This window comes from Bradyrhizobium sp. 23AC, assembly GCF_054863025.1.
On sequence record NZ_JAVAYN010000028.1, the window covers coordinates 43,653 to 64,214 of the forward strand.

General features: G+C 64.4%; 17 protein-coding genes. 8 read left to right on the top strand and 9 right to left on the bottom strand.

Annotation, left to right across the window (positions count from 1 at the left end; translation table 11 throughout):
* Positions 1 to 90 precede the first annotated feature (90 nt).
* Positions 91 to 2,154, bottom strand: coding sequence for an AsmA family protein (locus tag RAD10_RS37835; RefSeq protein ID WP_461621443.1), 2,064 nt, complete (start codon positions 2,152 to 2,154; stop codon positions 91 to 93).
* A 245-nt stretch (positions 2,155 to 2,399) separates the two neighbouring features.
* Here RAD10_RS37835 and RAD10_RS37840 point away from each other — a divergent pair, with 245 nt between their 5' ends.
* Positions 2,400 to 3,074, top strand: coding sequence for a Crp/Fnr family transcriptional regulator (locus RAD10_RS37840; protein ID WP_028143892.1), 675 nt, complete (start codon positions 2,400 to 2,402; stop codon positions 3,072 to 3,074).
* A gap of 145 nt (positions 3,075 to 3,219) precedes the next feature.
* Here the strand turns inward: RAD10_RS37840 and RAD10_RS37845 are convergent, their stop codons facing one another.
* The 4 genes from RAD10_RS37845 to RAD10_RS37860 form a co-directional block, all read right to left on the bottom strand.
* Positions 3,220 to 6,354 carry an efflux RND transporter permease subunit gene (locus RAD10_RS37845; RefSeq protein WP_461621444.1) on the bottom strand — a complete coding sequence of 1,045 codons (3,135 nt, stop codon included), beginning with the start codon at positions 6,352 to 6,354 and terminating at the stop codon, positions 3,220 to 3,222.
* Positions 6,354 to 7,283: an efflux RND transporter periplasmic adaptor subunit gene (locus RAD10_RS37850; RefSeq protein WP_028143894.1), complete on the bottom strand. Its 930-nt coding sequence runs from the start codon at positions 7,281 to 7,283 to the stop codon at positions 6,354 to 6,356. The genes RAD10_RS37845 and RAD10_RS37850 overlap by 1 nt, the downstream gene beginning before the upstream one ends.
* A gap of 158 nt (positions 7,284 to 7,441) precedes the next feature.
* Positions 7,442 to 8,113 (bottom strand): OmpA family protein, encoded by a 672-nt coding sequence (locus RAD10_RS37855; RefSeq protein ID WP_091966518.1) that lies wholly within the window; start codon positions 8,111 to 8,113, stop codon positions 7,442 to 7,444.
* Positions 8,114 to 8,272: 159 nt separating this feature from the next.
* Positions 8,273 to 9,817 carry a caspase family protein gene (locus tag RAD10_RS37860; RefSeq protein ID WP_461621445.1) on the bottom strand — a complete coding sequence of 515 codons (1,545 nt, stop codon included), beginning with the start codon at positions 9,815 to 9,817 and terminating at the stop codon, positions 8,273 to 8,275.
* 379 nt (positions 9,818 to 10,196) lie between these two features.
* On the opposite strand from RAD10_RS37860, the gene RAD10_RS37865 reads away from it, so the two are divergent.
* Positions 10,197 to 11,003, top strand: a complete 807-nt coding sequence (locus RAD10_RS37865) for an N-acyl homoserine lactonase family protein (RefSeq protein ID WP_461621446.1) — start codon at positions 10,197 to 10,199, stop codon at positions 11,001 to 11,003.
* Between the two features lie 59 nt (positions 11,004 to 11,062).
* On the opposite strand, the gene RAD10_RS37870 is transcribed toward RAD10_RS37865, so the two are convergent.
* Both RAD10_RS37870 and RAD10_RS37875 read right to left on the bottom strand, forming a co-directional pair.
* Positions 11,063 to 11,782, bottom strand: a complete 720-nt coding sequence (locus RAD10_RS37870; protein ID WP_461621447.1) for a methyltransferase domain-containing protein — start codon at positions 11,780 to 11,782, stop codon at positions 11,063 to 11,065.
* Positions 11,783 to 11,872: 90 nt separating this feature from the next.
* Positions 11,873 to 12,415 (bottom strand): MarR family winged helix-turn-helix transcriptional regulator, encoded by a 543-nt coding sequence (locus RAD10_RS37875; protein ID WP_461621448.1) that lies wholly within the window; start codon positions 12,413 to 12,415, stop codon positions 11,873 to 11,875.
* A gap of 110 nt (positions 12,416 to 12,525) precedes the next feature.
* On the opposite strand from RAD10_RS37875, the gene RAD10_RS37880 reads away from it, so the two are divergent.
* The 5 genes from RAD10_RS37880 to fahA all read left to right on the top strand — a co-directional run bounded on the left by RAD10_RS37880 (position 12,526) and on the right by fahA (position 18,205).
* Positions 12,526 to 14,157: an FAD-dependent oxidoreductase gene (locus RAD10_RS37880; protein WP_461621449.1), complete on the top strand. Its 1,632-nt coding sequence runs from the start codon at positions 12,526 to 12,528 to the stop codon at positions 14,155 to 14,157.
* Positions 14,158 to 14,165: 8 nt separating this feature from the next.
* On the top strand, positions 14,166 to 14,393 hold the full coding sequence (locus tag RAD10_RS37885; RefSeq protein WP_461621450.1) for a DUF2783 domain-containing protein: 228 nt from the start codon (positions 14,166 to 14,168) through the stop codon (positions 14,391 to 14,393).
* A 25-nt stretch (positions 14,394 to 14,418) separates the two neighbouring features.
* Entirely contained in the window at positions 14,419 to 15,375 is a 957-nt protein-coding gene (locus tag RAD10_RS37890; RefSeq protein ID WP_461621451.1) for an MBL fold metallo-hydrolase, read from the top strand.
* Positions 15,376 to 15,377: 2 nt separating this feature from the next.
* Positions 15,378 to 16,724 carry a homogentisate 1,2-dioxygenase gene (hmgA, locus tag RAD10_RS37895; protein WP_461621452.1) on the top strand — a complete coding sequence of 449 codons (1,347 nt, stop codon included), beginning with the start codon at positions 15,378 to 15,380 and terminating at the stop codon, positions 16,722 to 16,724.
* 209 nt (positions 16,725 to 16,933) lie between these two features.
* Entirely contained in the window at positions 16,934 to 18,205 is a 1,272-nt protein-coding gene (gene fahA, locus RAD10_RS37900; RefSeq protein ID WP_461621453.1) for a fumarylacetoacetase, read from the top strand.
* 132 nt (positions 18,206 to 18,337) lie between these two features.
* Here fahA and RAD10_RS37905 read toward each other — a convergent pair whose 3' ends face one another.
* Together RAD10_RS37905 and RAD10_RS37910 are read right to left on the bottom strand one after the other, a co-directional pair.
* Positions 18,338 to 18,649, bottom strand: a complete 312-nt coding sequence (locus RAD10_RS37905) for a DUF1272 domain-containing protein (protein ID WP_461621454.1) — start codon at positions 18,647 to 18,649, stop codon at positions 18,338 to 18,340.
* Between the two features lie 72 nt (positions 18,650 to 18,721).
* Complete coding sequence (locus RAD10_RS37910; protein ID WP_461621455.1) at positions 18,722 to 19,201, bottom strand: Lrp/AsnC family transcriptional regulator; 480 nt, start codon at positions 19,199 to 19,201, stop codon at positions 18,722 to 18,724.
* Between the two features lie 123 nt (positions 19,202 to 19,324).
* Here RAD10_RS37910 and hppD point away from each other — a divergent pair, with 123 nt between their 5' ends.
* A complete protein-coding gene (hppD, locus tag RAD10_RS37915) occupies positions 19,325 to 20,440 on the top strand; it encodes a 4-hydroxyphenylpyruvate dioxygenase (protein WP_461621456.1) in 1,116 nt (371 codons plus the stop codon).
* The last annotated feature ends 122 nt before the right edge of the window (positions 20,441 to 20,562 follow it).

Below are 20,562 nucleotides of genomic sequence, written 5' to 3' on the forward strand. Positions count from 1 at the left end.
ATTGCCCAGCGTCATCCGTTCGGAGGAAGCCGGTGGCGGGGAAGCTGATGTAAGGGGATTGCCGTGGAGCCCAGCCCGCCAATCCGCCAATCACCGGTTAAAGAGTTGCCGCAGCACGTCGTTCATTGGCTGACTGTCCTGCTGCGCGACCGGCGGGTCCTCAAGGGCCGGAGCCGCGGGCGAGGCCTGCGGCGTCGGCGTGGACGGCGTTGCCGGCAGGCTGCGGCTGCGGCCGGTGCCTGGCGCGGCGCCGGTGCTGCTTCCGGCGCCATTGGAAAGCCCCTGCTGAATCAAATTGCCGATGGCTTCGCCCAAGGGACCGCCGAGCAGATTGTTCTGGCCCGGCTGCTGGGCTTGCGGATTGGCATTGCCGCCGGGTGCAGTCGTGCCGCCGAGGCCAAGATTACTTCCAAGGCTGCCCAGAATGTTGCCGAGCCCGGCGCCGTCAGGGCCGAACAGGCCCTTGCCCATCTCGCGCAGCTTGGCATAGGCGGCGTCGGGATTGTCCAGCATGCCGGCCATGTCGGGGTAGATCTTGGGCTGCGACCAGCTGCCCTGGATCATCACGGGAATGCCGAAGCCGACCGGCTCATTGGCGCGGCCCTGACCTTCGGTCGTCATCACCAGCTTCGGCTCGACGCGAAAGCCCATCATCTTGGTGTCGAGGGCGATGGTGCCGGCGCCGGTCACGCGCACCAGCGGTCCGATCAGGTTGAGATCGGTCGTCACCGCCTGGCCCTTGTCGATGCGGAACGAGGCCGAGAGCTGCGACAGGTCGGTGCTTTGCTCCTGGCCGGCATTCTGGTTGTCCTGCCAGCCGGACAGCGTGCCCGCCGTCAGCGAGCGGATCATCTGCGCGACATTGATGCCGCGGATGGCGCCATCCTGGAAATTGACGAAGGCCGTGCCTTGCATGTTGGCCATCAGCGCGCGCTGGCTGGTGCCCGCGCTGCGAAGAGCGAGCTTGGCCTGCAGCTTGCCGTCGATGCGGTCGAATTCGGCAAGGCCCTGAAGCAGCGGCAGCGCACGCACGCCGACGAGATCGGAATGCATGGCAAAGCTCGGCGCGCCGGTGGTTGCATCGAGGATCACCTCGCCCGAGACCTGGCCGCCATAGGCGCCGAGATTGGCGGTGCCGGCCTTCAGCACACCGCCGGCGAGCTTGGCATCGAGCGCCAGCGGCGCGATGCGGGCATCGCCGATCACGGCTTCGTTCGCGGAGATCCGCACCTGCGCATCGACATAATTGAGCCCCGAGACGTCGATCGGCGCATTGCTCCAGGGCTGCCCGGCTGCGCCCTCCGGCGATTTCGCCAGCGGAATCGCCAGCCGCTGGAAGTCGAGGTCGAGCTTGACCAGCGGCTTGCTCGCAATGTCGACGGAAGCCCAGCCGTTGAATGTGCCCTCGCCGAGCCGGCCATTCACGCCGTTGATCATCACGACGTCGCCGTTCATTCGCATCTCGGCATGACCGGTGAGCTGAGACTTCAACACGTCGGGCATGTCGATGGCGAAATCGACCGGGATCGTCGGCCGGTCGGCGGGCGGCGCCGGCGTGGTCGCCTTGATGTCGAACTTGGTCGGGTGGTCGCCGACGCGCGCGGTGCCGGTGACATTGACCTTGCGGTCACGGCCGATGGTCGCCTCCGCGTTGATGGCACTGATGCGGCCCTCGACACGATCGCGCACGCGCGAGAATGCGACTTCGCCGTCAGTGACCTTGACGCGGTCGATGGATGCGCCGCCGACATCGAGCACAGGCGGTTTCGACGAGCTCCCCGCATTCGGCAAGCGTTCACGCAGCAGCGGCTGGTAGAGCACCGGATGGGTGACGATCAGCTCGCGGATCTCAGGGCGGCCCGACCAAACGCTGGAGAGCGACATGTCGGCCTGCACGCTGTCGACCGTCACGCGCGTGATGCCGCTGCGATCCCGGGGGTCGGCAAGCGAGAGGTCGTTCAGGGTGACGTTCAGCGTCGGCCACAAGCTGATCTTGGTGGTACCGTCGATCGACAGACGATAGCCGGTCGCGCTCTCGACCCGCGAGGCGATCGTCGACGTCAGGAGGCCCGATGGGATTCCGACCACCAGCAGGAGTGCGATCACGATGATGACGGCGGCCAAAGCCGCGCCGGCGAATTTTACTGCTCTCATCTCGACTTTCCACTGACGGACAATCGGCGTCGAATCTCGCCGGCTATCCATCCTTCGCGGCCGAGTTTATCCCCGGACGGGAAGCGGCTCCAAGCGCGTAAAAATAGTCAGGGGGTGCTGCAAAGTTATGTGACTTATGACACACTTCCCCGACGCGGTTTTACGCGATCCTGATCGTGACGGTTTCAAGCGATTTGCCAAGCGTCTGACAAGATGACTGACCAGGACTTCACAAGGACATTGAAATGAGCAAGCAGGCCGAATTTGCGGTCATTTTGAAGATGAACGCGATGTTCGCGGATCTCGGTGCAGACGAGCTCCAGCGGCTGTCCAATCTCTGTCACACCCAGCACCTGGGGAACGGCGAGGTACTGTTCCAGAAGGGCGATGCCGGCAACGCGCTGTTCGGCGTGCGCCGCGGCCAGGTCCGCATCGAGACAGGTGCCTCCGACGGCAGCCGGCTGACGCTCAATTTCATGGGCCCGGGCGACCTGTTCGGCGAAGTCGCAGTGCTGGACGGCCAGAATCGGACCGCGGATGCGACCGCGGGCGAGGCCAGCGAATTGTTCGTGCTGCGGCGCGAAGATTTTCTCAGCTTCCTCGAGCGCGAGCCGAAGGTCGCGATCAAGATCATCGCATTGCTGTGCCAGCGCATCCGCTGGCAGAGCGAGCGCATGGAGGAATCCATGCTGCAGCCGCTGCCGGTGCGCCTGGCGCGGCGGCTCTGCGCGCTCGCCGCCGATTTCGGTTCCGAGGTGCACATCTCGCAGGAGCAGCTCGGCGTCTTCGTCGGCGCCGCCCGCGAGAGCGTCAACCGCCAGCTGCAGGCCTGGCGCAAGGAAGCGATCCTCGATCTCCAGCGTGGCCGCATCCTGCTGCGGAACATGACCAAGCTGACCGCGATCGCGCGGAACGAGTAGGGCGCAGCCGAACGTAGCCTACGAATGCAGGGCTTGCCGGTGCAGACAGCAGGATCGAGCGTGATCCGCGCGAAAGCTATTGGGGTAACATAGCGCCTTGAAGGCGCCCTGCGTTGACGCGCCCCTCCGGCCGCTCGCCTAAATTTTACTCCGCAGCACGGTGGGCGACGTCTTTCGGTGCGGGCGCGGCTCCGTGATGATTGTCCGTCTCGGCGTCCTCGCTGTGCACGATCAGCCGCTTGGCGAAGCGCCAGATCAGGGCGCCGAGATCGTCCATCACCATGAACATCGCGGGCACGAACACCAGCGACAGGATGGTCGAGAAGATCAGGCCGCCGATCACCGCGAGCGCCATCGGCGAGCGGAACTCGCCGCCGGCGCCGACCGCGAGCGCGCTCGGCATCATGCCCGCGGCCATCGCGATCGTGGTCATCACGATCGGCCGGGCGCGCTTCATGCCGGCGTCGATCATCGCCTCTTCGCGCGGCTTGCCGGCGCGAATGGCTTCGATCGCGAACTCCACCAGCATGATCGCGTTCTTGGTGACGATGCCCATCAGCATCAGAATGCCGATCCACACCGGCGTGGTGAGCTGCTTGCCGGTGATGAGCAGGGCCGCGATCGCGCCGCCGATCGAGAGCGGCAGCGAGAACAGGATGGTGATCGGCTGCAGGAAGGTGCCGAACAGCAGCACCAGCACGGCGTAGACCATCATCAGGCCCGCCGTGATTGCGGTGGCGAAGCCGTCGGACAGTTCGTTCAGGCTTTCGGCGTCGCCGGAGGGAGAGACCTTCACGCCCTTCGGCCGGCTCTTCATCACCGGCAGGTCGTAGATCTTCTTGGTGGCGTCTCCGAGTGCGGCGGAGCCGACGAGGTCTGCGGCGACAGTCGCCTGCCGCTCGCGATCGTAGCGGTTGATGCTGGTCGGACCCTGGTCGAGCTTGACGTCGGCGATGACCGAGAGCGGCACGCCGCCCTTCTCGCCGTGCTCGCCGAGCGGCACGCGCAACTGTTCCAGCGTCTTCAGGTTGCCGCGCGCGGCATCCTCGAGCTGCACGCGGATCGGCACCAGGCGGTCGCCGACGTCGAACTTGGCGAGCGCGGGTCCGACATCGCCGATGGTGGCGACGCGGATGGTCTGCGACAGGCTTTCGGTCGAGACGCCGAGCCGCGCGGCGAGATCGGCGCGCGGTTCGACGCGCAGCTCGGGCCGCTCCAGCGTGGTTTCCGAGATCACGTTGGAGATGGTGGGAATCCGCTTCATCTGCGTCGCGAGCTCGCTCGCGAAATTGTTCACGATGTTGGCGTCGACACCGGTCACGACCAGCGAGATGGCGCGCAGGCCGTTCTCGTCGAGGAACCAGAAGCGGATGTCGGGGATGTTCTCCAATTCCTGGCTGATCGAGAATTCGAGCTCGCGCTGGGTGATGTCGCGGGCATCCTTGGGCGTGTAATTGATGATCAGCGCGGCGCGCCGGACTTCCTGGGTGCCGGGCGGGACGCGCCCGCCGTCGACGAAGATGCTCTTCACCTCGGGCCGCTTGCGCAGGCGTGCGACGATGTCCTCGGTGACCTTTTCGGTATAGGCAAGCTGGGTGCCTGGCGGAAGCTCGAGGGCCAGCAGTGAGCGCGAACTGTCCTGCGCAGGCAGAAAACCCTGCGGCAGCAGCGTAATGCTCCAGATTGAGGCGGCGAAGACGCCGAAGCCGACCAGCACCGTGATGAAATAGTGTTTTACCGACCAGGCCACGATCCTGTGATAGGACCGCAGCACGCGGCCGGGCGGCGGCTCTTCGTGAGTGCCAGGCTTGAGGAAGTAGGCGGCGAGCACCGGCGTGACGAAGCGCGCCGCGAGCAGCGAGAAGAACACCTGCACCGAGACGGTGATGCCGAACTGCTTGAAGAACTGTCCGGCGATGCCTGACATGAAGCTCGCCGGTGCGAAGATCGCGATGATGGTGAGCGAGATCGCGATCACCGCGAGGCCGATCTCGTCGGCGGCTTCGAGGGCGGCACGATAGGGCGACTTGCCCATGTTCATGTGCCTGACGATGTTCTCGATCTCGACGATGGCGTCGTCGACCAGAATACCTGTCGATAGCGTGATGGCGAGGAAGCTGACGAGGTTCAGCGAGAAGCCGAGCAGGTCCATCGCCCAGAACGCCGGGAAGATCGACAACGGCAGCGAGATCGCGGCGATGATGGTGGCGCGCAGGTCGCGCAGGAACAAGAGCACGATGACGACGGCGAGGATGGCGCCTTCGAACAGGGTGGAGATCGCCGCGTGGTAATTGCCGTTGGTGTATTCGACCGAGGTGTCGATCACCTTCAGGTCGACGTCGGGATAGGCGGCCTTGAGCGCGTCGACGCGCTTCTGCACAGCCTCGGCCACCTTCACGTCGCTGGCGCCCTTGGAACGCTTGATACCGAGCGCGACGATCGGCTCGCCGTTGAAGCGGGCGAAGGTGCGGCGGTCCGCGATGGTGTCGGTGACGGTGCCGAGATCGTCGAGCCGGACCTCGCCGCCGCCGAACAGCGGGATCATGGTGCCGGCGAGATCGCTCAGCGTCTTGGCGCCCGCGAGCGTACGGATGGCCTGGTCGTTCTTGCCGATCTCGGCGCGGCCGCCGGCGACGTCGACATTGGTGCCGCGCAGGCTCTGGCTGACATTGACCGCGGTCAGGCCCATTGCCTGCAAACGGTCCGGGTCGAGCGAAACCAGGATCTCGCGCTCGACACCGCCGATGCGCTCGACCTGGGCGACGCCGCGGACACCTTGCAGCGCGCGCTTGACCACGTCGTCGACGAAGTAAGAGAGTTGCTCGGGCGTCTTGCCGGGCGAGATCGCGGCATAGGTGACGATCGGCAGGCCGATGACGTCGACGCGCTGGATCAGCGGCTCGGTGACGTTCTGCGGCAGGTTCGAGCGCACACGCGTCACCGCGTCCTTGACGTCGTTGAGCGCGCGGTCGGTATTGGTCTCCAGCGCGAACTGGATGGTCGTGACCGACACACCATCGGTGATCTGTGAGGTAATGTGGCGCACGCCCTCGACGCCGGAGACGGCGTCTTCGACCGTCTTGGTCACCTGCGATTCGAGTTCGGCGGGCGCCGCGCCGAACTGCGAGACCACGACCGAGATCACGGGAATGTCGGCCGAAGGCAGCCGCGTCACCGCGAGCTTGGTGAAAGACACCCAGCCGAGAATCAAGAGGATGATCGAGAAGACGACCGACGGCAGCGGATTCCGGATCGACCAAGCCGAGATATTGAGAGCCATCAGCGTACCCGCGTGCGATCGAGTTCATCGGCGAACATGGTCTTGATCTGGTCGCCGTCATGGAGCGAAGAGCCGGCGTCGGCTACGACGATTTCGCCGACGTCGAGGCCTTCCAGGATTTCCGTCGCGTTGTCGGACGAGAGCCCGACCCGCACCTTGCGCGTCTCGATCGTGTTGCCCTTGACGACCTGAATGGTGAGATGGTCGATCGCGGTCTTGGGGATCGAGACGCCGCAGCTTCGCTTGGCGTCGATCGAGGCGCGCGCGAACACGCCGACCTTCAGCGACGGATTGTTGGTGACGCTGATGCGGACGCGGCCGAGCTGCGTGGCGCGGTCGATTTCGGGCGCAACCAGCCGGACCCGGCCGATCAAATCGGGCGCGTCATCGCGGCTGATCCGCACGGTGGCGCCCGAGCTGAGCTTGGGCATGTGCACCGCCGGAACCTGAGCATCGAGCTCGATCTCGTTGTTGACGGCGATGCGGAACATCGGGCCAGCCTGCGGGGAAGCGGGCGCGCCGACGATGGTGCGGACCTCGGTGATGAGGCCCGGCGCAGGTGCCTTCAGCGAGATCGGGCCTTGCGGACCGGGTCTCTGCGGCTGCCCCGGGATCTGCGGCGGCGCGGTCAGGCGCGCCAGCTCCTGGTTGTCGGCAACGACGGTGCCTTCGGTGACGAAGAGATCGGTGACCTTGGATCCTTCCTGGTCGGCGATGACCACCGCCTCGCGGCGCGGCACGAAGAAGCCGGTCACCCGCACGAGGTCGGAGAAGCAGGCATTGGTCGACTTCGTCACGATGACGAGCGCCTCGCTCTGCGTTTCCTTCGGCTCGGCGCGCTTCCGATGCTCGAACAGGTAATAGCCGACGCCGAGCGCGACGACGAACACCACCGTTCCGGCAGGCTTGAGATATTCGGAGAGGTTCATCGCCGGATCATCCTGGCCTGACTCACGGCCAACCGCGCGAGGCCCATCGAGAGCGTTTCCCTGAAACAAAGCGGCGTCCCGCAAGGCCGCGGGACGCGCTTTGGAGGCGAGACTTTACACCACATCACGACTTGTCACTTCAAAGGATTACGTCGTGCTCACTTCGATGCGGTGGTCTTGTTTTCCATGTTGACGACCTGCACGCGGCGGTTGGCCTCCGCCATCGGCTGGCTCGGATTCTTCAGCTTGCTCTTGCCGTAGCCGACGGTGACGAGGTCGGTGGCGGAGATGCTGTACTTGTCGACGAGGTAGCGCTTGATCGCATCCGCGCGGCGTTCCGACAGGTCCTGGTTGTAGGTTTCGCCGCCGGCGGCATCGGTGTGACCGGCGACCACGAAGGTGGAGCCCTTCAGGTCGGGACTGGTCAGCGCGCGACCGAGCGCCTGCACGGATGGCATCGACTTGGCGCTGATATTGGCGGAGTTGTAGTCGAACGTGATTTCGAGATCGATGTTCGGCTTGTCCTTGGCGACCGATGCGATTTCCTCGCGCTCGGTCGAGGACAGCGAACGCGTCGAGCGGCCGCGCACCGACTGGATCAGCTTGCTCTCGGCCGCGTTCGGCGCGGGATCGGCCTGCGGGGCGATCGAGAGGCCGCGGGTCAGGGGCTTCTTGGCCGGCGGCGCCAGCGCGCGGACGATGTCATCCTCGGTGACGTTCTTGCTGTTGCCGTCGTCGCCGGCGAAGGCGGGCGAGGCCGGCAGCGACAGCGCGGCGCCAAGAGCGATGATGGACAGGATCGCGGTAAGTCCCTTTGCAGCCGATTTCATAACCAGTCCCTCCTGCGCAGCCAGCTCGCGCGGTTCCAAAATTCCTGCCAAAATTCCTGCAATGAGCCCCCCGGGGAAGGCCGCCTGCGGCATCCGTTCGTTAGTCTTCCCTGGGCCACCAGGGGTTCGAGGCGCCGCCTGCCTCAATTCAAAAAAATACTAGCGCACTCCGTAGCTTGCGAACTCCTGAACGATGTTCGGATCCATTGCCTTGGCATTGGCGATATCAAGCGCGCCTTCCTGGGCGGAGCCATTGCGCTGCTTGGCGAGGCCGCGTCCGTAGAGCGAGGAGGTCAGGCGCGGGTTGATCCTCAGGGCCGCATCGAAATCGGCGATGGCATTCTTGACCGCGCCCGATTTGAGGTTGACGAGCCCGCGGCTGTCCAGCGCGTCGACGAAGTTGGGCCGCAGCCGCAACGCCTCGTTGCAATCCTTCAGCGCGCCCTGGAGGTCGCCGACCACGGTGCGGGTCCAGCAGCGGTTGTTCAGTGCCTCGACATCCTTGGTATTGATCCGGAGCGTGTCGTCAAAATCCTTGATGGCAAGGTTGTAGGCGCCCTTGCTGGCATAGACCTGGCCACGCCGGTACAGCGCGTTCACGTCATCAGGATTGGCGGCGATCTTGGAGGTCAGGCTCTTGATCGTGGGATCGTCGGCCAGCGCGGCGGCGCTCGGCCCGCTGTCGGTGCTCGGTGCCGGAGCGGGATCAATTGGTTTTACCGGCGGTGGCGGCGGGGGCAGGGCGGCCTCGACCTGCGGCTTCGGCGTGGGGGCCGGCGCGGGCGCAGGCGCAGGTGGAGAAGCCGGCGCGGGTGCCGCCGTGGTGTCGGCCGGCTTCGGCGGCGGAGGCGGTGTCGGCGGCGCGGGTGGTGCCGGCGGCGGGTTGTTGGCGACAACCGGCGGCGGCGCGGGAGGCGCGGGCGGCGTCGCCGGTGCCGGACGCGATCCGCCGGCTCCCGGGCTGAACGAGAAATCTTCGGCCAATGAAGAGGATATCCAAGGCACCTGCTCGCCGCGCGAAGCGCGGGTGACGCCCATCTTGGTCCGGTTCAGCGTCTCCTCGGCCATCAGGTCGGGGACCCGGATTTCCTTCAGGAGCTCCTGGACGAACAGGCTGTGCTCGCCGCCGGCGTCGGAGACCACCGAGGCCAGCGCCGCCGAATACATCACCAGCGTTCCATTCGGCGCGATGACCGGGGTTAGGCCGGCCGAGAAGCTGCGGAACCGGCGCTCGAACGGATTGCGCCTGCTAGCGTCGATCAGCGCGATCTTGACGCCGGCGCCGCGGGTGTTGAGCTCGCCAAGGACGGTCTCGAGGCTGAAACCGTCGCGGCGCACGTCGGACTCGGTCCAGATCTGCGCATCGATCGGCAGCATGTAGCTCTGGCGCGCCGACTGGATGCCGAAGCCGCTGAAGAACACCAGCGCCACCGATCCCGGCTTGATCTTGCCGTAGAGCTTGTCGAAGGCGCGGCGCATGCCGTCGCCGGTCAGATTCTCGCCGATCTCGACCGAAAAGCCGTCGCGCTTGAGCTCGTCGGCGACGTCACGGGCATCGTTGATCGGTTCCTTCAGCGGGGCATCCGCATCCGGATATTTGGCGTTGCCGATGACCAGCGCAAAGCGGTCACCGGCCGCAAGCGATGGGGCAGTCGGGACGAGCGAGACGAGCAAGGGCAGAAGAAGAAGGAAGCGAATTTTCATAATCAGCGCGGTCCAGCCAAAAAGGCGCCGTTACCAGCTTGCGCCGCGGCGACCTTAACTTACGCTTCCTGCATTATCAAACCGGGGACGGGGTGCGTCAACTGCTTGGAGATTCGGCGTTATCGCGACGATTGACCGCAACGCCTGGGTGCGCCGCAGGGGGAATAAACAGGCTGTCATGTTTGTGCTCGACGTGATCCGGCTCGATCTTACCGGCGGCACGTTAGGGCCTCCATGGCGACGAAAATGTGATTGGTCTCACATTGAAAGGCCTACCGCCGTGATGCGGCGCGGCGTTTGACCTTTGCAGCGGAGAATGGCTTGGTGCGCAGGATCGTGCCGAAGATCCACTCAGAAAAGCAAAGCAAAAGCAAAAACCATGGGAAACGCCTACGAGATTTACGCCCTGCGCTATGCGACGATGTCGCCGCGCACCCCCAGCATGAACTTCCTTCAGCCCGATCCGCATGACAGCGCGGCGCAGGACCTCGACTATTTCGTCTGGCTGATCCGCGGCGGCGGCCGCGACATCCTGGTCGACACCGGCTTCAATGCCGAGGAGGCGAGCGCGCGGGCACGCAAGCTGACGCTCAATCCGGTCGATGCGCTGGAGCGCTTTGGCGTCGCGGCGTCAAGCATTCGCGACGTCATCGTGACGCATCTGCATTACGACCATGCCGGCAATCTCGATCGCTTCCAGAATGCACGCTTCCACCTCCAGGAGCGCGAGATGGCCTACGCGACCGGGCGCTGCATGTGCAACGGACTGCTGCGACATCCGTTCTCGGTCGAGCACGTCACGCAGATGGTGCGCCACGTCTATGGCGAGCGCGTCACTTTCTATTCGGGCGAGGGCGAGGTCGCGCCTGGCGTCACCGTGCATCGCGTCGGCGGCCATTCCGACGGCCTGCAGGTGGTCAAGGTCGAAACCGCGCGCGGGCCGGTGGTGCTGGCGTCCGATGCCGCGCATTACTACGCCAATCTGCAGCGCAAGAGCCCATTCCCGATCGTCTACAATGTCGGCGACATGGCACAAGGCTGGGAGACGATCGAACGCCTCGCCGGCCATCCTGATCGCTTCATTCCCGGCCACGATCCGATCGTCACGGAGATCTATCCGCGCGCCAGCGACAAGGTCGACGCCTGGGCGCTGCATCTGCCGCCGTCGCGGTCGTTTGCGAAGTGACGGCGAAGCCGTCATTCCGGGGCGCGCGAAGCGCGAACCCTCGGGCGGCAGATATGGTTTCAACGAGTGCCGGCAGGATCCACACAAGCAACGATATCGCGGGGAGATTTTCGAGCCGCTAGCTCCGGGGGAGAGAATACCGCCAGGTATCCTCCGTCCCCTGCGAGCTTATATGTGGCGATCTCGCGATAGTCGACGGCGGTCAACTCGCAGCGCAAGAGCGCAATTGGCGTGCCGTGCTTCGACGTCGGAAGCTCAAGATCGACAATTCCGACCCGCGCACTCTGCTTCAAGGCGGGCGCGAGATTGTAGAGGAAGGCATAGGGTTGGGCTATCTCGTGGTACATATGCACAAGGATTGCGGCATCCAGTGAAGAAGCGGGCAGACGCGGGTCGTGTGGTTCGCCGAGCGCGAATTGCACGTTCGTCAACTTCAGAAGTTTTGTTCGCCTGGCGAGTTCGACGAGGTAATCCCGCGTGACGTCCTGGGCAACGACAGAGCCGGCGGGTCCGACGAGGTGCGAGAGCCTGACCGTGTGGTAGCCACTGCCTGCTCCAATATCACCGACTGTCATACCTGGTTTCAGGTCAAGAACGCGTGCGATTTGGCCGGCCTCATCGAGGGCGTCGCGGCGCTCCTCGGCGGAGCGGCGCGGGCTGACGATTCGTGCGACAGGGCGCTGCGGTGAGGGAAACTCGTTTGCAGCGACTCCGGGGGGAGCCAGATAACCCATGTCGACGGCGTATGCGCGAGTTGCAGCAAAGGCCACAAGTAGCATCGCTATATACGCCACTGCCGTCACGGGCCTACCAAGCTTTCTCAACCGGACTCCCAAAAGCCAACGTCTGCGCCTCTATGAGTACGCGTCCTAATACGCCTCTTTCGCGTCGGCCTCTTTGCTGGTCTGGATCAGATCGAGACTCTCCTCGATCTTGCCGAGCAGCGTCGAGAGCTGCTTGCGCTCCTGTGCGGTGAGGCACGCCAAAATCTCGTCTTCCCGCCGCAGCAGCTGCGGGAATAGCTCTTCATAGAGCGCGCGGCCCTTCTTCGTCAGTTGCAGGCGGAATTCGCGGCGGTCGGCTTCGTTCTCGACCCGCTCGATCAGATCCTCGTTGAGCAGCGCAGTCACCGCGCGGCTGATGGTGGATTTGTGCGTGCGGGTGCATTGCGCGATGTACTGCGCGCTGCAGGCATCGTTGCGGAACCCGAGCGTGGCGATCACGCGCCAGGCCGGAATGTCGAGACCATGCCGTTCCTGATATTCGACCGAGAGTGCGGAACTGACTTCCGCTGCGAGCCGGTTGAGGCGGAACGGCACGAACTTGAACAGGTCGAGCCGTGCCTTTGGCCGCACGGAGGCCTCATCGGCTTCGCGTGCCTTCACTGCGATGTCGCTGGATGTCCTCGCCAAGGAGCGCGCTCCGAATTCCAGTTGACGGCCGGCCGGCTCCGGTCCAAAATAGTTGCACGTGAGACTATCTAGCAGATCAGTCCTCTCCTGACCAGAGCCGAGGTTCGAGTATGGCGCAGGCCAAGACTCTTCAGGTCAAGACGCATCAGGCCAAAGCCCAGTTCGGCTATCGCCGCCATGCCGATCAAGACCGCGCCGGTCAAAGCCCGGCCGAGCATCCCGTCGTGGTTGTCGGCGCCGGCCCGGTCGGGCTGTCGCTCGCGATCGACCTCGCCCAACGCGGCCAGCGCGTCGTCCTTCTGGATGACGCCGATCGCATCGGCGAGGGCTCGCGCGCGATCTGCTTCTCGAAGCGGTCGCTGGAATATTGGGACCGGCTCGGCGTCGGCGACCGCATGGTCGCCAAGGGCGTGGTGTGGAGCGTCGGCCGGATCTTCCACGGGGAGTCCCTGCTCTACCAGTTCAACCTCCTGCCCGATGAGGGCCACAAGCGGCCCGCCTTCATCAATCTCCAGCAATACTACGCCGAAGCCTATCTGGTCGATCGTATCAGCGACCTGCCCGAGATCGACTTGCGCTGGCGCAACAAGGTGACGGCGCTGGAGCAGCGCAATGACGGCGTGGCGTTGACGATCGAGACGCCGGAAGGCGCCTATCGTCTGCACGCGCAATATGTGATCGCCTGCGATGGCGCGCGGTCTTCGCTGCGGCAGATGGTCGGCGCCGAGTTTGCGGGACAAGTGTTCGAGGACCAGTTCCTGATCGCCGACGTCAAGATGACCGCCGAATTCCCGACCGAGCGCTGGTTCTGGTTCGATCCGCCGTTCCATGCCGGACGTTCCGCGCTGCTGCACCGGCAGCCCGACGATGTCTGGCGCATCGACCTCCAGCTCAATCGCTACGCCGATCCCGTCGTCGAGAAGAAGCCCGAGAACGTGCGGCCGCGGATCGCGCGCATGCTCGGCCACGACAAGTTCGAGTTCGAGTGGATCTCGCTCTACAAATTCCAGTGCCGGCGGATGGCTCGTTTCATCCATGGGCGCGTGATTTTTGCGGGTGATTCCGCGCATCAGGTTTCGCCGTTCGGTGCCCGCGGCGCCAATTCCGGACTCGAGGACGCCGAAAACCTGTCCTGGAAGCTCGACCGCGTGCTGCGGGGCACCTCGCCCGCAAGCCTGCTCGAAAGCTATCACGCCGAGCGCAGCATGGCGGCCGACGAGAACATCCGCGAATCCACCCGCTCGACCGATTTCATGGCGCCGAACTCGCATCAGGAAGCGCGGCTGCGCAAGGCGGTGCTGTCGCTGGCCAAGGAGACCGAGTTCGGCAAGCGCATGGTCAATGGCGGGCGGCTGTCGGTGCCGTGCTGCTACGCCTCCCCGTTGTCGTCGCCGGATGCAGATGTGTGGGGCGGCGGACCGTCTCCCGGCTGCTCCATGCTCGACGCGCCAATTGCCGAGCAAGCCTATCTGACGGACGCCTTCCGCAAGGGTGGAACGGACTTCACCCTGCTCTCGTTCAACAATGGCGCGGCGATTGATGTGCCCGACGGGGTCAAGGATGTTCGCATCGGTGGCGAGGGCGGACTTGCCGATCCCACGGGCCTTGTCGCAAGGCGCTACGACGCCGCGCCGGGCGCTGCCTATCTGCTCAGGCCCGATGGCTATGTCGCGGCGCGCTTCCGTCATCCGACGCGCGCCGCGGTCGCGGCGGCGTTGTCGCAGGCTCAGGGGTTGAATTGAGGTTTCGCATGCCGTTGTCTACCAGCTCCAACTTTGCGCGGCCGGACGATGCCTTTCGCGCCATCGTCGAGGCGCATCGCGGGCTCACCGAGGAGCAGAGCGCCGATTTCGATGCGGCGCTGGTGCTGATCCTGGCCAACCATATCGGCGACATCGATGTGCTGCGTGAGGCGGTCGAGCTTGCCAAGCGCCGCATGATCGACGGCCAGCAGCAACAACAGCAGCAACAACAATAACCCAAAAGACTCAAAGGACGAATTGATGGCGAAGAACTTCGCATCCACCGGCGATCTCTCCGAGAAGAAGATCACCTTCTCCGAGATCGGCACCGATCTCTATGCTTTTACCGCCGAGGGCGATCCGAACACCGCCGTGATCGTTGGCGACGACGGCTGCCTGGTGTTCGACGCGCAGGCGACGCCGGCGATGGCGAACAAGGTGATCGAGCGCGTCCGCACTGTGACCGACAAGCCGATCAAATATGTGGTGCTGTCGCACTATCATGCCGTGCGCGTGCTAGGGGCCTCCGCCTACAAGGCGCAAGGCATCGTCGCCTCGCAAGAGACCTATCGATTGATCGAGGAGCGCGGCAAGCAGGATTGGGATTCCGAATACGGCCGCTTCCCGCGGCTGTTCCAGGACGCGCAGAGCATCCCCGGCCTGACCTGGCCGACACTGACTTTCGAAGGCGAGATGTCGATCTATCTCGGCAAGCGCGAAGTGCGGCTGATGCAGCTCGGGGCCGGCCACACCTCCGGTGACATCGTCGCCTGGGTGCCTGATGCCGAAGTGATGTTCTCCGGCGACCTCATCGAATATCATTCGGCCTGCTATTGCGGCGACGCGCATTTGCGCGAATGGCCGATGACGCTGAACGAGATCCGCAACTTCAATCCCAAGGCGATCGCGCCGGGCCGCGGTGATGCGCTCAACGGCACGGCCACGGTGCGCGAGGCCATCGCGATGACGCGCGATTTCGTCACCTCGCTCTACGGCGCTGCCGAAATCTCGGTGGCCAAGGGGCGCACGCTGAAGGAATCGATGGCGGCGACCCGCGAGGTGATGGATCCGAAATTCCATAGCTTCGCCATCTACGAGCACTGCCTGCCGTTCAACGTGTCGCGCGCCTTTGACGAGGCGTCGGGGATCGACGACCCCGTGATCTGGACCGACAAGCGCGACCAGGAAATGTGGGCAGCCCTGCAAGGAGGAGGATAGTGATGAACATCAACACCTCGCCTGATCAGATCATCCGAAGCTCGGCGCAGGTAACGCCGGGCTACATGTCCGGCTTCGGCAACAGCTTTGAGACCGAGGCGCTGCCGGGCGCGCTGCCGATCGGGCGCAACTCGCCGCAGCGCTGCGCCTACGGGCTCTACGCCGAGCAATTGTCCGGCTCGCCCTTCACTGCGCCGCGCGGCACCAATGAGCGCTCCTGGCTCTATCGCATCCGTCCCTCCGTGAAGCATTCCGGCCGCTTCGAGAAAGTCGAGGCCGGCCTGTGGCGTTCGGCGCCATGCCATGAGTACGATCTGCCGATCGCGCAGATGCGCTGGGACCCGACGCCGCTTCCGAAGGACGAGGTGACCTTCGTTCAGGGCGTGCAGACCATGACGACGGCGGGCGATGTGAATACGCAGGCCGGCATGGCCGCGCACGTCTACCTCATCACCAAGTCGATGGTGGATCAGCATTTCTACAATGCCGACGGCGAGCTGATGTTCGTGCTCCAGCAGGGCAATTTGCGCCTCGTCACCGAGTTCGGCCGCATCGATGCCGAGCCCGGCGAGATCGTGGTGATCCCGCGCGGCGTCAAGTTCCGCGTCGAGATTCCGAACGGGCCGGCGCGCGGCTATCTCTGCGAGAACTATGGCGGTGCGTTCACGCTGCCGGAGCGCGGGCCAATCGGCGCCAATTGCCTCGCCAACGCGCGCGATTTCCTGACGCCGGTCGCGCATTACGAGGACAAGGACACGCCGACCGAGCTCTACGTGAAATGGGGCGGCTCGTTGTTCAAGACCATTTTGCCGCATTCGCCGATCGACGTGGTCGCCTGGCACGGCAATTACGCGCCCTACAAATACGATCTGCGCACCTTCTCGCCGGTTGGTGCGATCGGCTTCGATCATCCCGATCCCTCGATCTTCACGGTTCTCACCTCGCCGTCGGAGACCGCAGGCACCGCGAATATCGACTTCGTGATCTTCCCCGAGCGCTGGATGGTCGCCGACAACACCTTCCGTCCACCCTGGTATCACATGAACATCATGAGCGAGTTCATGGGCCTGATCTATGGCGTCTACGATGCCAAGCCGCAAGGCTTCGTCCCCGGCGGCATCTCCTTGCACAATTGCATGCTGCCGCACGGCCCGGACCGCGATGCTTTCGAGCATGCCAGCAATGGCGAATTGAAGCCGGTGAAGCTGACGGGGACCATGGCCTTCATGTTCGAGACCCGCTACCCGCAGCGCGTCACCGCGCACGCCGCGAACGCGTCCACGCTGCAGGACGATTACGCGGATTGCTGGAAGGGACTCGAAAAGCGGTTCGACCCGAACAAGCCGTAGTCCCTCTTACCCTCCCCTGGAGGGGGAGGGTCGTTACGCATGCAGCGAAGCGGAATGCGTAGCGGGTGGGGTGACGGTCTCTCTGCGAGGAACGCTGCCCGTGTTGAGAGATCACCCCACCCCGTCCCATATTTCGCTGCGCTCAATATGAGCCGACCCTCCCCCTCCAGGGGAGGGTGACACCGTCACCGCTGTGCAACGGGAAACCCATGCCCCATCCCAACGATCCCAGCCTTCGCTCCTTCATCGACATCGATCCCGCCTCCGACTTCCCGATCCAGAACCTGCCCTATGGCGTGTTCTCGACAGCGGCCAATCCGACGCCGCGGGTTGGTGTCGCCATCGGCAATTACGTGCTCGATCTCTGGGAGCTCGAGCAGGATTCCCGGCTCGATGTCGGTCCGCTCGGCGTGTTCTCCGGGCCCTCGCTCAATCCTTTCATGGCGCTCGGGCCAAAAGTCTGGACCAAGACGCGGGCGCGGATCAGCGAGCTCCTGCGGGCCGATCATCCGGAGCTGCGCGACAATGAGGAGCTGCGCAGCCGCGCGCTCGTGCCGATGCGCGATGCAAGACTGCACATGCCCTTCGCCGTCTCCGGCTATACCGACTTCTACTCCTCGAAAGAGCACGCCACCAATGTCGGCGTGATGTTCCGCGGCAAGGACAATGCGCTGCAGCCGAACTGGCTGCATATGCCGATCGCTTACAACGGCCGCGCCTCCACTGTCGTGGTGTCGGGCACCCAGGTGAAGCGACCGCGCGGGCAGCTGAAGCCGCCGAATGTGGACGTGCCGAGCTTCGGCCCCTGCAAGCGGCTCGATTTCGAGCTGGAGATGGGTGTCGTGATCGGCCAGCCCTCTCCGATGGGCGGCATGCTGAGCGAGCAACAGGCCGAAGAGATGATCTTCGGCTTCGTGCTGCTCAACGACTGGAGCGCGCGCGACATCCAGCAATGGGAATATGTGCCTCTCGGCCCGTTCCTCGCCAAGGCGTTCGCGACCTCGATCAGCCCGTGGGTGGTGACGCGCGAGGCGCTGGAGCCGTTCCGCCTGAACGGACCGGAGCAGCAGCCGGTGCCGCTCGACTATCTCAGGCAGGGCAAGCCGCAGAATTACGATGTCGAGCTCGACGTCTCCTTGCGCGCCACCGGCGCCAACGCGCCCGCCAGCATCAGCCGCACCAATTTCAAATACATGTACTGGTCGTCGGTGCAGCAGCTGATGCACCATGCCTCCTCCGGCTGCGCCATGAATGTCGGCGATCTCTTAGGGTCCGGCACGATCTCCGGTCCCGAGAAGAACCAGCGCGGCAGCTTGCTCGAGATCAGCTGGAACGGCACCGAGCCGGTTGAATTGCCCGGCGGCGCCAAGCGCTCGTTCCTCGAGGATGGTGATTCGCTTGTGATGCGCGGCTGGTGCCAGGGGAATGGCTATCGCGTCGGCTTCGGCGAGGTGGAAGGGACGATCTTGGCGGCGGAGTAGCCGCGCGTTCCGGTTCCGTAGGGTGGGCAAAGCGACTTGTCCGCCATAGCTCGATGAGCGACGGCGGAAGCGTGCCCACCATATCGATGACGTGGGCACGGCGCTAACGCGCCTTTGCCCACCCTACGAGATCTACCGCCTCTCCGGCGGCACGTCCCGTATCCGCGCGCAATGTGCCGCGACGTCCTCGACGCTGTATTTCAAATGCACCCGCTTGTCAGACGCCGTCTGCTTGCTCGTGCAGACACCCGGCCGCCATTCCTGCGTCGGCCTGATCGGGCGCGGCGCGAAACCGCCGCCGCAGTTCGGGCAGACGTTGGACAGCTTGGTCTCGACGCAATCCGCACAGAACGTGCATTCGTAGGAGCAGATCCGCGCATCCGTCGCATCAGGCGGCAGGTCGCGGTCGCAATATTCGCAGTTCGGTCGAAGCTGGAGGGCCATGGCTGAATCTCCGGATTGGCTGGGATCATCGCAGATCGCGCGGGAAGCGCGAATGACGTAGTTCCCTCGATTTCAGCCGGCCTTGATCTCTTTGAGCGGCAATCGCGAGCTCTCCTTCAGCCTGTCGAGCACGATGGAAGAGCGGACATGCGCCACGCTCTGATGCGGCATCAAGACGTCGTTGACAAGGTTGGAGAGCCCCTTGAGATCGCGCAGCACCGCCTTCAGCACGTAGTCGGCGTCACCGGTGAGCGAATAGGCCTCCTGGATCTCGTCGATGCGGCCAACCAATGCGCGAAACCGCTTGGAATTATCCGGCGAGTGGGTCGCAAGCGTCACCTGGATGAAGGCGACCACGCCGAAGCCGAGCGCCTCGCTGGAGAGATCGGCGTGATAGCCTGCGATCACCCTCTCTTCCTCCAGCCGCATCCGCCGGCGCGAGCATTGCGAGGCCGAAAGTCCCGCGAGGTCGGCGAGCTCCTGGTTGGTGAGGCGGCCATCGTCCTGGAGCGCGCCCAGGATCCTGACGTCGAAGGCGTCAACCGAAATCATGCGTCGTTTGTCCATTTCATGCACGGATCGTGCATATGATAGCCAAACGCCGTCCCGTTTGCACGCTCATTGCGGGCCCCATGAAGGATAGTTCCTCCCAGCAGCAATTTGGGAGAGCCATCTATGGGGCCGTTTCCGCACGATGCACCGCCGGCCACTGTTAGCGCCGACAATCCGATGGGCACCGACGGGTTCGAATTCGTCGAATATGCGCATCCCAATCCGCAAGAGCTGCATTCGCTGTTCAAGCTGATGGGCTATGCGCCCGTCGCGCGCCACAAGACCAAGAAGATCACGGTCTACCGCCAGGGCGACATCAACTATCTCGTCAACGAGGAGCCCGGCACCCACGGTTACGACTTCGTCGTCGCGCACGGGCCCTGCGCCCCCTCGATGGCATTCCGCGTCGTCGATGCGAAAGCGGCCTATGACCGCGCGATCGCGCTCGGTGCGGAGCCTGCCGATGTGTCATCGACGCGGAAGACGCTCGACGTGCCCGCGATCAAGGGCATCGGCGGCAGCCTGCTGTATCTGGTCGACCGTTATGGTGCCAAGGGCTCGGCCTATGACGCCGAGTTCGAATGGCTCGGCGCCCGCGATCCGCGGCCTGCCGGCGCCGGCCTGTTCTATCTCGACCATCTCACCCACAACGTCCATCGCGGCCGCATGGATGTCTGGGCCGGCTTCTACGAGAAGCTGTTCAACTTCCGCCAGATCCGCTTCTTCGACATCGAGGGCCGCGCCTCCGGCCTGTTCTCGCGGGCGTTGACCAGCCCGGACGGCAAGATCCGGATTCCGATCAACGAGGACGCCGGCGATTCCGGCCAGATCGAGGAATATCTGAAGACCTATCGCGGCGAGGGCATCCAGCACATCGCCTGCGGCTGCCGCGACATCTACCGCACCATCGAAGACCTGCGCGACGCCGGCCTGCCCTTCATGCCGTCGCCGCCCGAGACCTATTTCGAGCGGATCGACGCGCGCCTGCCGGAGCATGGCGAGGACCTCGCGCGTCTCCGGAAGAACGGCATCCTGATCGACGGCGAAGGCGTGGTGGAGGGCGGCCAGACCAAGGTGCTGCTCCAGATCTTCTCGGCCAACGCAATCGGCCCGATCTTCTTCGAGTTCATCCAGCGCAAGGGCGACGACGGATTCGGCGAGGGCAATTTCAAGGCCCTGTTCGAATCGATCGAGGAGGATCAGATCCGGCGCGGGGTGTTGAAGGTGGATGCGGCGTAGGTTCTAGCCTCACGCACACTGCCGTAGGGTGAGCAAAGCGAAGCGTGCCCACGTCCTGCACAATTGATGCGAAGACGTGGGCACGGCGCTGCGCGCCTTTGCCCACCCTACGCGATCTTGTG